This is a genomic window from Arthrobacter sp. 05T444 (assembly GCF_056395905.1).
In genome coordinates this window covers 1-13,191 of sequence record NZ_JBFTKK010000042.1, presented here as the reverse complement: position 1 = coordinate 13,191, position 13,191 = coordinate 1, and the positions used below count along the sequence as shown (strand labels likewise).

Annotated in this window: 11 protein-coding genes, 1 pseudogene and 2 riboswitches; of the genes and pseudogenes, 9 read left to right on the top strand and 3 right to left on the bottom strand. The window is 66.2% G+C overall.

The window, feature by feature from the left end:
- A partial coding sequence (locus AC1DD3_RS21815) for an SDR family oxidoreductase (protein ID WP_476882504.1) occupies positions 1-953 on the bottom strand: 953 nt, incomplete at its 3' end.
- Between the two features lie 172 nt (positions 954-1,125).
- On the opposite strand from AC1DD3_RS21815, the gene AC1DD3_RS21810 reads away from it, so the two are divergent.
- The 3 genes and pseudogenes from AC1DD3_RS21810 to AC1DD3_RS21800 all read left to right on the top strand — a co-directional run bounded on the left by AC1DD3_RS21810 (position 1,126) and on the right by AC1DD3_RS21800 (position 3,892).
- Positions 1,126-1,911 (top strand): SDR family oxidoreductase, encoded by a 786-nt coding sequence (locus tag AC1DD3_RS21810; protein WP_476876771.1) that lies wholly within the window; start codon positions 1,126-1,128, stop codon positions 1,909-1,911.
- A 70-nt stretch (positions 1,912-1,981) separates the two neighbouring features.
- Positions 1,982-3,018: pseudogene (locus AC1DD3_RS21805) on the top strand (alcohol dehydrogenase catalytic domain-containing protein).
- A 43-nt stretch (positions 3,019-3,061) separates the two neighbouring features.
- Complete coding sequence (locus AC1DD3_RS21800; RefSeq protein ID WP_230121155.1) at positions 3,062-3,892, top strand: oxidoreductase; 831 nt, start codon at positions 3,062-3,064, stop codon at positions 3,890-3,892.
- A 38-nt stretch (positions 3,893-3,930) separates the two neighbouring features.
- Here AC1DD3_RS21800 and AC1DD3_RS21795 read toward each other — a convergent pair whose 3' ends face one another.
- Together AC1DD3_RS21795 and AC1DD3_RS21790 are read right to left on the bottom strand one after the other, a co-directional pair.
- Entirely contained in the window at positions 3,931-4,323 is a 393-nt protein-coding gene (locus AC1DD3_RS21795) for a DUF6221 family protein (RefSeq protein ID WP_230121157.1), read from the bottom strand.
- 51 nt (positions 4,324-4,374) lie between these two features.
- Complete coding sequence (locus AC1DD3_RS21790; protein ID WP_476876769.1) at positions 4,375-5,376, bottom strand: arsenate reductase/protein-tyrosine-phosphatase family protein; 1,002 nt, start codon at positions 5,374-5,376, stop codon at positions 4,375-4,377.
- 170 nt (positions 5,377-5,546) lie between these two features.
- On the opposite strand from AC1DD3_RS21790, the gene AC1DD3_RS21785 reads away from it, so the two are divergent.
- The 6 genes from AC1DD3_RS21785 to AC1DD3_RS21760 all read left to right on the top strand — a co-directional run.
- Complete coding sequence (locus tag AC1DD3_RS21785; RefSeq protein WP_476876768.1) at positions 5,547-6,332, top strand: alpha/beta fold hydrolase; 786 nt, start codon at positions 5,547-5,549, stop codon at positions 6,330-6,332.
- 186 nt (positions 6,333-6,518) lie between these two features.
- Positions 6,519-6,616, top strand: a riboswitch (glycine riboswitch).
- Position 6,617: 1 nt separating this feature from the next.
- Positions 6,618-6,723, top strand: a riboswitch (glycine riboswitch).
- A gap of 52 nt (positions 6,724-6,775) precedes the next feature.
- A complete protein-coding gene (gene gcvP / locus AC1DD3_RS21780) occupies positions 6,776-9,628 on the top strand; it encodes an aminomethyl-transferring glycine dehydrogenase (RefSeq protein ID WP_476876767.1) in 2,853 nt (950 codons plus the stop codon).
- A 9-nt stretch (positions 9,629-9,637) separates the two neighbouring features.
- Positions 9,638-10,759, top strand: a complete 1,122-nt coding sequence (gene gcvT / locus AC1DD3_RS21775; RefSeq protein ID WP_476882503.1) for a glycine cleavage system aminomethyltransferase GcvT — start codon at positions 9,638-9,640, stop codon at positions 10,757-10,759.
- A 272-nt stretch (positions 10,760-11,031) separates the two neighbouring features.
- Positions 11,032-11,415, top strand: coding sequence for a glycine cleavage system protein GcvH (gene gcvH, locus AC1DD3_RS21770; RefSeq protein WP_230121167.1), 384 nt, complete (start codon positions 11,032-11,034; stop codon positions 11,413-11,415).
- Positions 11,412-12,740, top strand: a complete 1,329-nt coding sequence (gene glyA, locus AC1DD3_RS21765; RefSeq protein ID WP_476876765.1) for a serine hydroxymethyltransferase — start codon at positions 11,412-11,414, stop codon at positions 12,738-12,740. Before gcvH ends, glyA begins: the two co-directional genes overlap by 4 nt.
- 321 nt (positions 12,741-13,061) lie before the next feature.
- A partial coding sequence (locus AC1DD3_RS21760) for a serine dehydratase beta chain (protein ID WP_476882384.1) occupies positions 13,062-13,191 on the top strand: 130 nt, incomplete at its 3' end.

Sequence of the window (13,191 nt, the reverse complement as noted above, 5' to 3'; positions counted from 1 at the left end):
TCCAGAATCGCGTGCTTCTGGTCGGTAGTGAAGTGCTTCCGGTTCGAAACACGAACAGGCATAACGAAATCCATGACGGACCTTCCCCCCGCCCTGAGCACCGGCTCCAGCAACAGGGAACCTGTCACACAACAGCCTGACACACAGGGGAAGTAGGATGCTGTCACTCCGCCGTCCATGAGGAAGTCGCTGCCGGTGATGAACGCGCCGTCCTGGCCCATGAGGAGAGCGCCCACCGTGCCGACCTCGTCCGGAGTGCCGCCGCGCCCTGCCGGGGACAACCCGATCATGCGGCGGTATCCCTCGCCTCGGGGGCCGGTCAGTTCATCTTTGGCCAGCGGGGTGAAGATGATGCCGGGGCTGATCGTGTTGATCCGCGCGCCGCGTTTGCCCCATCGGACGGCCTCGGCCATCACGCGGAGCGAGTTGCCGCGCTTGGCCAGCTGGTAAGCGTGAAGGGAGTCTGTGACTTGGTCCGGCTGAAGCATCGGGAGCGCCAACAGTTCGTCGGCCGGCGTGGTCGCGAGAGCTGTATTTTCCTCGGGAGTCAGGGCACCCAGGCGGTGCCCTGACTGCGAAGCGATGACCACGCCGGCGCCGCCGGGGGCGATGACGTTCCCGAATTCCTCAAGCAGCACGGCAGTCCCGTACAGGTCCACGGCCAGGATGGTCGCCGGCGACGCTTGGCTGGGAGAGACACCCGCGGCGTGTATGACGCCGGTGACGTCGCCCAACGCCGTGGCCGCCTCGACGAGGGTATGAATGGACTGGCGCGAGGACACGTCGACAATCATTGTGCTGACCTCGAAACCGGCGTTGCTCAGCACCTCGGCCGCCGCGTCGGCGTTGCCCTGATTCAGGTCCGCCAACACAACCTGCTTGCCCGCGCTGACGCGCCGGGCGATTGCCTGGCCGATCGAGCCGGCTCCGATGACAACAATGACGTCGCCCATGATGGTCTCCTGTTCCTTGGTACTTCATCCACCCTAGAAGCCTTCAACCAGGGACGGGAGGCACTGTGAGTACCTGTATCAACAGTCCCTTCCACCTTGGGATCGTCTCCTGTTGTATGGATGTGAACCTCAGCGAGCCCTTTCCTGGGCCGCCAACAACCTAGGAGCAACAATGACCACTCGCCCCAGCACCGTGCTGGTAGTCGGCGCGACCGGCAGCATCGGCCGGCTCGTCGTCGAGGAAGCGATCCGGCAGGGGCACACCACCCGGGCCCTGGTGCGCAACCCTGACAAGGCCCGGCGGCTGCCCAAGGAAGCGGAGGTCGTCGTCGGGGACGTTACCCGGCCCGAGACGCTGGCCGGCGCCGTGGAGGGGGTCGACGCCGTCGTCTTCACCCTCGGCTCGGACGGCGCCGGCAAGGTCGGTGCCGAGACTGTGGACTACGGCGGGGTACGCAACGTTCTGGCAGCCCTGGGCAATCGGACAGTCCGGTTAGCCCTAATGACCTCTATCGGCGTCACCAACCGCACCGGAGCCTACAACCGGTCCACCGAGGCCCACGACTGGAAGCGGCGTTCCGAACGGCTCGTCCGTGCCACCGGCCTGCCGTACACGATCGTGCGGCCTGGCTGGTTCGACTACAACGGGCCCGACGAACACCGGCTCGTCCTGCTCCAGGGCGACACCCGTCAGGCCGGGGACTCCAGCGACGGCGTCATTGCCCGGCGCCAGATTGCCCAGGTCCTGGTCCGCAGCCTCAACTCACCGGGCGCGGAGCGCAAAACCTTCGAGCTCGTTGCAACCGCTGGCACCGCGCCCGCGGACTTCGAGGCCCTGTTCGCCCCCCTCGCAGCGGATCCCACCGGCGGACTCGACGGCGTGCACGATCAGCCGAACATGCCGCTGGACGGCGAGCAGCAACACGTGCGTGAGGAGCTGCGCGTACTCACGCGCTGACGCCCTGCCCCCTGGCGGTCCCAGCACCGCCCGCCCCAGCTCCGATTCTGGAGAAACGAAAGGAAACACAATGCGAGCAACCATCATGTACGCAGCCGGAGACGTGCGCGTGGAGAACGTGCCGACCCCGTCATCCAGGATCCGACCGACGCGATCGTGCGCATCGTGAATTCGTGTATCTGCGGATCGGACCTGCATCCCTACCACGGCATGCCTGCCTCCGAGCAGGGTAGCCCGATGGGGCACGAGTTCATCGGCGTCGTCGAGGAGACGGGCAGGGACGTGTCCAGGCTGAAGAAGGGCGACTTCGTCATCGCCCCGTTCGCCTGGTCCGACGGGACCTGCGATTTCTGCCGCGAGGGCCTGCAGACCTCCTGCCGCCACGGCGGGTTCTGGGCCGCCGGCGGCATCGGCGGCGCCCAGGCCGAAGCCATCCGCGTCCCGTTCGCTGACGGCACGCTGGTCAAGGCACCGGTCGACGAGGATTCCGCGCTGCTGCCCTCCCTGCTGACCCTCTCCGATGTGTACGGCACCGGCTACCACGCCGCCATTAAGGCCGGAGTGAACGAGCGGACAACCGTCACGGTCATCGGTGACGGCGCTGTCGGCCTGATGGCGGTGCTGTCGGCCAAGCAACTGGGTGCCGAGCAGATTATTCTGATGGGCCGGCACAAGGCCCGCACCGACCTGGGCATCGAATACGGGGCCACCGACGTCGTCGCCGAGCGCGGCGAGGAAGGCATTGCCAGGGTCCGTGAGCTAGCCGGTGGCGACGGCACCCATACGGTGCTCGAGTGCGTAGGACACCGGCCGGCGTACGACCAGGCACTCGGCGTGATCCGTCCGGGCGGTGTCATCAGCCGCGTCGGCGTGCCGCAGTACGAGGATGCCCCGATCGGATTCGGCAGCATGTTCGGCCCGAACGTCACCCTCACCGGCGGCCCGGCCCCCGTCCGCGCCTACATTGAAGCCCTGCTGCCCGGTGTCCTCGACGGCACCGTGAACCCTGGCAAGGTCTTCGACCGCAGCATCAGCCTCGACGACGTGCCCGACGGCTACCGCGCCATGGACAACCGCGAATCCCTCAAGGTCCTCGTCCGCCCCTAGCGCACGTCGCCCCCACTGCTATCCCCCACGAAAGGAAGACCTCATGGCTACATGGCTCATCACAGGATGCTCGACCGGACTCGGCCGGGCTGTCGCTCAGGCAGTGCTCGCCCACGGCGACAACGCGGTCGTCACAGCACGGAACGTCACCACGGTTGACGATCTCGCGGCCGCCTTCCCCGACACGGCACTGGCCCTGCCCCTCGACGTCACCGACCGGGCACAGATCAGCTCGGTGGTGCAGCAGGCCCGGACGCGCTTCGGGGGCATCGACGTGCTCATTAACAATGCCGGCTACGGCTACCGCGCCGCGGTGGAGGAAGCGGACGACGCCGACATTCGGCAACTGTTCGACACTAACGTTTTCGGCGCAGTGGACATGATCAAAGCGGTCCTCCCGGACATGCGCGCGAAAAGGGCTGGGTCCATCCTGAACATCTCCTCCATCGGAGCGCGCATCTCACCGGCCGGCTCCGGATACTACTCGGCAACAAAGTCGGCCCTGGAGGGCCTGTCCGGATCCCTGCACAAGGAACTGCAGCCGCTGGGCATCAAGGTCACCGTCATCGAGCCCGGCGCGTTCCGCACGGACTTCGCCGGCCGCTCACTCACGCAGTCAGCGACGGCGATCGAGGACTACGCAGAGACGGCCGGGAAACGGCGCAAGGAGAACGACACGATCCACGGCACCCAGCCGGGCGACCCAGCCAAGGCGGCAGAAGCGATCCTGGCGGTCGTCAACAGTGCGAACCCGCCGTCGCTGATAGTGCTCGGCAAAGACGCTTTCGACGCATTTGCCGCCGTAGCCCAGGCAGAGCGCGCCGAGCTTGACCAATGGCGGGACCTCAGCCTCAGCACAGGCGTCGAGGGCTGAGGTACGGGCTGCGGCGGGTCAGCTACGTAAACCGCAGCTCAGAGTTCGATGGCCCAGCCTTCTTGGTAGTCACGGTGGTCTCTGTAGGGGGCTGCCATACACATCAGGACGTATTCGCTGGTGCCGTCGACTTCGCTGCGGATGTCGGTGACGAGCGGGACGTTGGCCAGCATCTGTCGTTTCGCGGCGCATTCAGCGAGGATGCGGCCGGGGTTGAACCATGCGATGTAGACCCGGTCTGTGGCTTTGCATTCGAGGTGACCGGGTGCGTGGTCGGCGCGAGCGTCGAGCACGATTCGTTCGTTGGCGGAGTAGAGGGCTGCGGTGTCGCTCCCGGGTCTACCAAACCATTCCCAGGGCGCAGGTGAGGCGGCCAGCGCGATGGCTTCGTCTTCGGCGATCCGGGCTTCGAGGAAGGCGATGATGTCCATGCCCCAATCCTGCCATCCTGCGGGCACCATTTCTGATGCCCATCACGCCCGTTATCCGCCGGCGGGTTGGAACAATTCGACCACGTTGCCGGACGGATCTTCCCTCAGGATCTGCTGACCGCCCGGACCCTTGACGATGTCGTTCCGGAACGCGAGGCCCGCAGCGCGAAGCCGGTCCACTTCGGCCGCGATATCGCTCACGATCAGGTGGATGCGGTTCCATCCCCCCGGGGCAGGCACCGTGCCATCCGGCATTGACCGCCCTGCCGAGCTGGTTGGCCCGCTCAGCAGGAGCCGCAGCCGGCCGCGTACGACGTCGGCGAATGCCGGTGCGGCCCTCATCCTGAGTGTGAATCCGAGGTGCTTTGTGTAGAAGTCGATTGCCGCGTCGACGTCGTCCACCATGTATCGGACGCTGACCATGTCCGTAAGGTCGCTGGGCATGTCTAGATCCTCTGAACTCGTTTGGGAGTACTCGATTGCGTAAAGCAGGAACTGGATTCGCGTGTTCAGTTCGTCCGCCGTGCGGACGAACACCGGGTAATTGTCCTGGTCGGCAGCCCCTTCGGCCGCCGGGTCGGGGATGCTCCAGTGCACCCTCGCAGGCGGCCCCGGGAAATCGGGGCATACCTCCCGTACGCGGTCGCAAAGGCTGATCACATAGTCGAACCGGTGCTCTGCGAACTCACTCAGATGCTTGGAGCGGGCGCCGCTAATGTCAATGCCGCGCTCACGCATCACGCGTACGGCGTTGGGGTGCAGGTCCTTGGGGTGACTGCCCGCACTGACGGCTTCGATTTGGGAGCCGCCGAGGCTGGCCAAGATCGCCTCGGCCATCTGGGATCGGGCGCTGTTTCCCGTACACAGGAACAACACACGAACGCGTGGCTGAACCGGCTGAAGGCCAGGACCGCCCGCGGGCGGTGTCAGCACAGCGGGAACCAGCCGTAGGCCGGGGTGAAGCGCCGCACCGGCTTCGGCGAGCCGTTCGCGATACAAAGCCAGGTTGAGGCTGCAGTACGTGTCACGTCCGTCGGCCGAGCTGCGCCGCATGGTCAATCAATATATTTTGATTGATTTGCACCGATTTGATGCCGGCCGGTAGGCGCTATGGGGAGAGGCACCAAACGCAGGACGACGACGGTAGGACATCCCGCCGTCGTCCACTTTGCATGCGGTTCTGAGCCCTGTTCGTCGGAAGCGCCCCGGGGTTACGATGCCGTGTGACCTTCACCCACGGCTACGCGGACAACGACGGCCTTCTCATGTACTACGAGGTCCACGGCCGGGTGGTGCCCGGCCAGCCGCCGCTGCTCCTCATCCCGGGAGGCGGCTCCACCATCGGCACCAACTTCAGCGAACTCATCCCGCTGCTGGCCGAACAGCGCCAGGTGATTGCCGTTGAGGAGGAGGGCCATGGCCGCACCCAGCCGACCCGCCGCCCCCTCACCGCCGGGAACTCCGCCGGCGACATCCTCGCCGTTTTGGAGCAGCTCAACGTGGAAACCGTGGATGTGCTGGGATTCAGCGCCGGCGGCCACACCGCCATCGCGCTGGCACTAGGGCATCCCGCCGCGGTCCGGCGCCTCATCGCCGCCTCTACGTTTGTGAGCCGCGATGCCGTGCCGGACGAGTTCTGGGACGGCATGGCGAAGGCCACCCTGGACGACATGCCCGACACCTACAAGGATGCCGACCGCAGTCTCAATCCCGAACCGGGCCACCTGGAGCGACTCTTCGAACTGGACAGCCGGCGCATCCTGGACTTCGCCGGCTGGTCCGACGACGAGCTGCGCACCATCAAAGCCTCCACGCTGGTGGTGAGCGCAGACCGCGACGTTGCCACTGCCGAGCACGCCGCGAGGATTGCCAGCGTCATCCCGGGCGCCCGCCTGCTGGTCATCCCCGGTGGCCACGGCGATTACCTCGGGGAGCTGGCGGCCAGTGCCGGGGACCTCCGGACGATGCATGCCACAGTCCCGTTCCTGCTGCGGTTCCTCGACGACTGAGTCTTGTTGTAGGGGAGCGGCACCCAAAGCAAGCGGACGACGGCGGAACGTCCCGCCGTCGTCCGCTTTGCTGCCCTGCTGGCGGCTTTCTCGAGGCTGCAAAAGGACTCATTTGACGTATATTTTGCATCCAGGCCGGAGAGCAGATAATGTGTGAGCCGTGTCACCCACCAGTGGCACGGCTTATGATCTGCGGCGGGAGAGTCCTGCCGGTACGTTCAGCAGGCGCCGTAGGAGCAAATCCTCCCCAGGAATCTCTCAGGCCCACGTACCGCCGCGGCAAGGCAACTCTGGAAAGCAGTCCGGGAAACCGGGCTCACCGACGGTGCAAGTGGCGCCTGCTAACAGCAGGCAAAGCGGAAACTCTCAGGTCCAATACAGAGCGGGGAGGAACCCGAATCATCGTGGCACTCCAGTGCCACCTGAATTATGGAGTTCCTCACATGACGATCCAGTCGTCCCCGTCCACATTCGCAGACCGCCACATCGGCGCCCGCCGCCAAACAGACATCGACACCATGCTCAAGGCTGTCGGCTACGACAGCGTGGATGGCCTCGTCGACACTGCAGTCCCCGATTCCATCCGCCAGGAAAAGCCTCTCAGCCTGGACAGCGCCCTCAGCGAAGTTGAAGTGCTCGCCGGGCTGCGCAAGCTGGCTTCCAAGAATAAGACGGCCGTGCAGATGATCGGCCAGGGCTACTACGACACCGTCACGCCGCCGGTCATCCGCCGCAACATCCTCGAAGCCCCGGCCTGGTACACGGCCTACACGCCGTACCAGCCGGAAATCTCCCAGGGCCGGCTCGAGGCGCTGCTGAACTTCCAGACCATGGTCCAGGACTTGACGGCACTGCCGGTCGCCAACGCGTCCCTGCTGGACGAGGCCACCGCCGTCGCCGAAGCCGTGTTGCTGATGCGCCGCGCCAACAAGAACAAGACGGCCCGCGACGGCAAGACCGTTATCGACGCCGACTGCCTGCCGCAGACCATCGCCATCGTGCAGGGCCGCGCCGAAGCACTTGGTTTCGAGGTGGAGGTTGCCGACCTGTCCCAGGGCCTGCCCGACGGTGACATCAACGGGGTCGTACTCCAGCAGCCCGGGGTTTCCGGCCGGGTGTGGAACCAGTCCGGTGTGATTGCAGAGGCGAAGGAACGGGGCGCGCTGGTCACCGTGGCAGCCGACCTTCTGGCCCTGACGCTGATTACCCCTCCCGGTGAGCAGGGCGCCGACATCGCCGTCGGCTCCACGCAGCGACTGGGCGTCCCGCTGTTCTTCGGCGGCCCGCACGCGGCCTACATGGCGGTGCGCGAAGGCATGGAACGCACGCTGCCTGGCCGTATAGTCGGCGTCTCCAAGGACAACGCCGGCGTCCCCGCCTACCGCCTGGCCCTGCAGACGCGCGAGCAGCATATCCGCCGCGAAAAGGCCACCTCCAACATCTGCACCGCGCAGGCCCTGCTGGCCATCGTCTCCTCGATGTATGCCGTCTACCACGGCCCCGACGGCCTGAAGGCGATTGCCGAGACCGTCCACAACAACGCCAGGGCCCTCGCCGCCACGTTGAAGGTCGCTGGCCGGGAACTGGTCAGTGAATCCTTCTTCGACACCGTCACGGTCCGCGTGCCCGGCAAGGCCCGGAAGGTCATTACCGCTGCCGAGGCCCGGGGCATCAACCTGCGCTTTATCGATGCGGACACGGTTGGCGTGTCAGTCGATGAGACGACGACGGCGGAGGTCCTCTCCGCGGTGGTCGTCGCCTTTGGCGCCGGTCCGGTGGTGGCGGCCAAGGGTTTCGAACTGCCCGAGACTGTGCTGCGTTCTTCCGATTTCCTGCAGCACCCGGTGTTTAACACCCACCGCTCCGAGACCCAACTGCTGCGCTACATCCGCAAGCTCTCGGACCGGGACCTCGCCCTGGACCGCACCATGATCCCGCTGGGCTCGTGCACCATGAAGCTGAACGCCACTGCCGAGATGGAGGCCATCTCCTGGCCGGAGTTCGCCTCCATCCACCCGTTCGCCCCGGATTCCCAGACCGAAGGCTGGCGGGAACTGATCGGCGGCCTGGAAGCCGACCTCGCCGAAATCACCGGCTACGACCAGGTGTCCATCCAGCCGAACGCCGGTTCCCAGGGCGAGCTTGCGGGCCTGCTGGCAATCCGCGGCTACCACCTCTCCCGCGGCGACGACCAGCGCAACGTGTGCCTGATCCCGGCCTCGGCCCACGGCACCAACGCGGCCTCCGCCGTCCTGGCCGGAATGAAGGTTGTTGTAGTCGCCACGGCGGCCGACGGCACGATCGACCACGCCGACCTCAACGCCAAAATCGAGGCCAACAAGGACGTCCTGTCCGCGATCATGATCACCTACCCGTCCACCCACGGCGTGTACGACGCCGATGTGCGTGAGGTCTGTGACTCGGTGCATGCGGCCGGCGGCCAGGTCTACGTCGACGGCGCCAACCTCAACGCCCTCGTGGGGCTCGCCCAGCCTGGCAAGTTCGGCGGCGACGTGTCCCACCTGAACCTGCACAAGACCTTCTGCATCCCGCACGGCGGCGGCGGCCCGGGCGTCGGTCCGGTCGCTGCCAAGGCCCACCTGGCGCCGTTCATGCCGGGCGACGCCAACAAGGCCGCTCACGAGGCAGGGCATGGTGTGGCGATCTCGGCTTCGCGCTTCGGCTCGGCCGGTGTGCTGCCCATCTCCTGGGCCTACGTGAAGCTCATGGGCGGGGAGGGCCTGACTGAGGCCACCAAGTCTGCGCTGCTCGCGGCGAACTACATTGCTTCCCGCCTGAACGAGTTCTTCCCGGTGCTGTACACCGGCGAAGGCGGACTCGTGGCGCACGAGTGCATCCTGGACCTGCGAGAACTGACGGCCAGGACCGGCGTCACCGCGGAAGACGTGGCCAAGCGCCTGATCGACTACGGCTTCCACGCGCCCACCCTGGCGTTCCCCGTTGCCGGCACGCTGATGGTGGAACCCACCGAGTCCGAGGACCTCGCGGAGATCGACCGCTTCATCGACGCGATGATCACCATCCACGCCGAGATCGAACAGGTCGCCGCCGGGGACTTCACACTCGCGGACAGCCCGCTGCGCAATGCACCGCACACCGCTGCCGCCGTCATCAGCACCGACTGGGCCCGCAAGTACCCACGCGAGCAGGCTGTCTTCCCGGTCCCGACGCTGAAGCAGGACAAGTACTTCCCTCCGGTAGGCCGGATCGACGGCGCGGCAGGGGACCGCAACCTGGTCTGCTCCTGCCCACCTCTTTCCGAGTTTGAAAACTAAGGATTTCTGATGACTGAGAACTACACCGCGCTCTACGAAGAGCACAAGAAGGCCGGCGCCTCCTTCACCGACTTCGGCGGCTGGCAGATGCCCCTGAAGTACTCCTCTGAGCTGGCCGAGCACCACGCCGTGCGCAACGCTGCCGGCCTGTTCGACCTCTCCCACATGGGCGAAGTCTGGGTCACCGGCCCGGACGCCGCAGCCTTCCTGGACTACGCGCTGGCCGGCAAGCTGTCGGCGGTTGCCGTCGGCAAGGCCAAGTACTCGCTGATCTGCCAGGAAGACGGCGGCATCATCGACGACCTGATCTCCTACCGCCGCGGGGAGGAAAAGTACCTCGTGGTGCCGAACGCCGGCAACGCCGTCGTGGTCGCCGCCGCCCTGGCCGAACGGGCCGCCGGCTTCGACGTCAAGGTGGAGGACGTTTCTGCCGAGACGTCCCTGATCGCCGTCCAGGGACCGAACGCAGAAAGCATTCTGCTGGCGCTGGTCCCGGGCGAGCAGCACCCGTTCGTTACGGAGCTCAAGTACTACGCCGCCGTCGAGGTCGAAATCAACGGACAGGAACTGCTGCTGGCCCGCACCGGGTACACCGGCGAGGACGGCTTCGAGATCTACATTCCCAACGAGGACGCAGCAGGCCTGTGGGAGGCATTGCTGGAGATTGGCGCCGGGCACGGGCTCATCCCCGCCGGCCTCGCCTGCCGCGACTCCTTGCGGCTGGAAGCCGGCATGCCGCTCTACGGCAACGAGCTCTCCCGTGAAGGCAACCCTTATGCCGCAGGCCTGGGCCCGGTTGTCTCCCTCGCCAAGGAATCCGACTTCATCGGCAAGGCGGCCCTGAGCGAACTCAAGGCAGCCGGCACCGGCTCCACCACTGGCCGCAAACTGGTGGGCCTCAAGGGCCTGGGCCGCCGTGCCGGCCGCGGCCGCTACCCGGTCCTCAAGGAAGGCAACGTCATAGGCGAAGTCACCTCCGGCCAGCCCAGCCCCACCCTCGGCTACCCGGTCGCGATGGCCTACGTCGACGTCGAACACGCTGCGCCGGGCACCGCCCTGGACATCGACCTGCGCGGCAAGGCAGAGCCGTTCGAAGTCGTCGCACTGCCTTTCTACAAGCGCGAAAAGTAAGTCCCGTACCGTCGGGACCGGCATCCTCCGCGTGCTCGGTCGCGTAGACGCCCGCTGAGCGGACGTGACGCTCCCTTAGACGCACGCTTCCGGATGTCGGACCCCGACGGAGCCACCATAAAGGGCGCCTTCGAAAGCCAAGGGTGCTGGGGTTTACGGCCTGCCGCTGGTTGAGCTTGTCGAAACCGAGGCCACAGCAAGCTCGATCATTGGGGGTTGAGCTTGCCGACCCCCGCAGCCGAACCACCAGATTTCAAACGTAAGGAAAAAACATGAGCAAGGTTGTTGCTGAACTGAAGTACTCCGCAGAGCACGAATGGGTTGCTGCTGACGGGTCGGGCCCTGTGGGGATTGGTATCTCCGCCGTGGCTGCCGATGCGCTCGGCGACATTGTGTACGTGGACCTGCCCGAGGTCGGCTCGGCCGTGACCGCGGGGGAGACCTGCGGCGAGGTGGAGTCCACCAAGTCCGTCTCGGACCTTTATGCACCGGTGACGGGCGAGGTTGTCGAGATCAATGACGACGTCGTTTCGGATCCGGCGCTGATCAACAGCGATCCGTATGGTGCCGGCTGGCTGTTCAAGGTCGCCGTGACCGAAGAGGGCCCGCTCATGTCGGCCGAGGAATACGCTTCAAAGAACGGCGGCGAGCTGTGAGCGGGGCAAGCGCTGCAACGGCAACCTTCGAAGCCGTAGCGTCCGCGAGCCTGAACGCCACTCTCGCCGAACTGGATCCGGAGATCGCCGCGAAGATCGACGACGAACTGACCCGCCAGCGCACCGGTTTGGAAATGATCGCCTCGGAGAACCACACCGCCGCTGCCGTGATGCAGGCGCAGGGCTCCGTGCTGACGAACAAGTACGCCGAGGGCTACCCGGGCAAGCGCTACTACGGCGGCTGCGAGCACGTTGACGTGATCGAGCAGCTCGCCATCGACCGGGTCAAGGCCCTGTTCGGCGCCGAATACGCCAACGTCCAGCCGCACTCCGGCGCGCAGGCCAACGCCTCGGTCATGCACGCCCTGATCCGCCCGGGCGACACCATCATGGGCCTGAACCTGGCGCACGGCGGTCACCTGACCCACGGCATGAAGATCAACTTCTCCGGCCGGCTCTACAACGTGATCCCTTACCAGGTCCGCGAGGACGACCACCGGATCGACATGGCAGAGGTCGAACGCCTGGCCCAGGAGCACAAGCCGCAGCTGATCGTCGCCGGCTGGTCCGCGTACGCCCGCCAGCTGGACTTCGCCGAGTTCCGCCGGATCGCTGACTCCGTGGGGGCCTACCTGATGGTGGACATGGCGCACTTTGCCGGCCTCGTGGCCGCGGGGCTGCACCCGTCCCCGGTCCCGCACGCCCACGTCACCACCTCCACCACGCACAAGACCCTCGCCGGTCCGCGCGGCGGCATCATCCTGTCCAACGACGCCGATATCGCCAAGAAGATCAACTCCGCGGTGTTCCCGGGCCAGCAGGGCGGACCCCTGGAGCACGTCATCGCCGGCAAGGCAGTGGCGTTCAAGATCGCCGCCTCGGCCGAGTTCAGGGAACGCCAGGAGCGCGTGCTGGCCGGCGCCCGGATCCTGGCCGAGCGCCTGGTCCAGCCGGACGTCACCGCCAAGGGGATCAACGTGATCTCCGGCGGTACCGACGTGCACCTGGTCCTCGTGGACCTGCGCAACTGCGAGCTCAACGGCCAGGAAGCCGAGGACCGCCTCGCGGAAATCGACATCACGGTCAACCGCAACGCCGTCCCGTTCGACCCGCGCCCGCCGATGGTCACCTCGGGGCTGCGGATCGGCACCCCGGCGCTGGCGACCCGCGGTTTCGGCGAGGCTGCGTTCACGGAGGTAGCGGACATCATCGCCGAGGCCTTGATCGCCGACGCTGGCGCAGACCTGTCCGGACTGCGCTCCAGGGTAGAGGCACTCGCCGAAGCCCACCAGCTGTACCCGTCTGTCGCCAGCCTCGCAGGTTGATCTTGTCCGTCGCTGGTTGAGCTTGTCGAAACCAGCGTCCCCGGCTCCGGGGCTGGCGGGCCCCAGTTTTCACGCGTGCTCGCTCGTACCTCGCTTAGACGCACGCTTTCGAAAACCGCGGTCAGCCGGCCCCTCGGAGGGGCCCGTCGCCTTGGTGACGGGGCAGCGGCGACTGGCCGGGCATCCGGCAGCATGCGTCTAAGGGAGCGTCACGTCCGCACAGCGGGCGTCTTCGCGACCGAGCACGCGGAGGAATCCGGCCAGGCGCCACCCATCCCGACTACATCCCCGCCCGACCACTTACCTAGTTAGGAACCGACAATGGCTGTTGGAGTCTTTGACCTCTTCTCCATCGGAATAGGCCCGTCCAGTTCACACACGGTGGGCCCCATGCGTGCTGCCGCGGTGTTTGCCGAGGAGCTTAAGGCTTCCGGAGACCTGGACCGGGTGG

Bases quoted from the DNA above. Each gene is read 5' to 3' on its own strand.
- AC1DD3_RS21810 (WP_476876771.1), top strand. From the start codon at position 1,126: ATGACCACTCGCCCCAGCACCGTGCTGGTAGTCGGCGCGACCGGCAGC.
- AC1DD3_RS21800 (WP_230121155.1), top strand. From the start codon at position 3,062: ATGGCTACATGGCTCATCACAGGATGCTCGACCGGACTCGGCCGGGCT.
- AC1DD3_RS21795 (WP_230121157.1), bottom strand. From the start codon at position 4,323: ATGGACATCATCGCCTTCCTCGAAGCCCGGATCGCCGAAGACGAAGCC.
- AC1DD3_RS21790 (WP_476876769.1), bottom strand. From the start codon at position 5,376: ATGCGGCGCAGCTCGGCCGACGGACGTGACACGTACTGCAGCCTCAAC.
- gcvP (WP_476876767.1), top strand. From the start codon at position 6,776: ATGACGATCCAGTCGTCCCCGTCCACATTCGCAGACCGCCACATCGGC.
- gcvT (WP_476882503.1), top strand. From the start codon at position 9,638: ATGACTGAGAACTACACCGCGCTCTACGAAGAGCACAAGAAGGCCGGC.
- gcvH (WP_230121167.1), top strand. From the start codon at position 11,032: ATGAGCAAGGTTGTTGCTGAACTGAAGTACTCCGCAGAGCACGAATGG.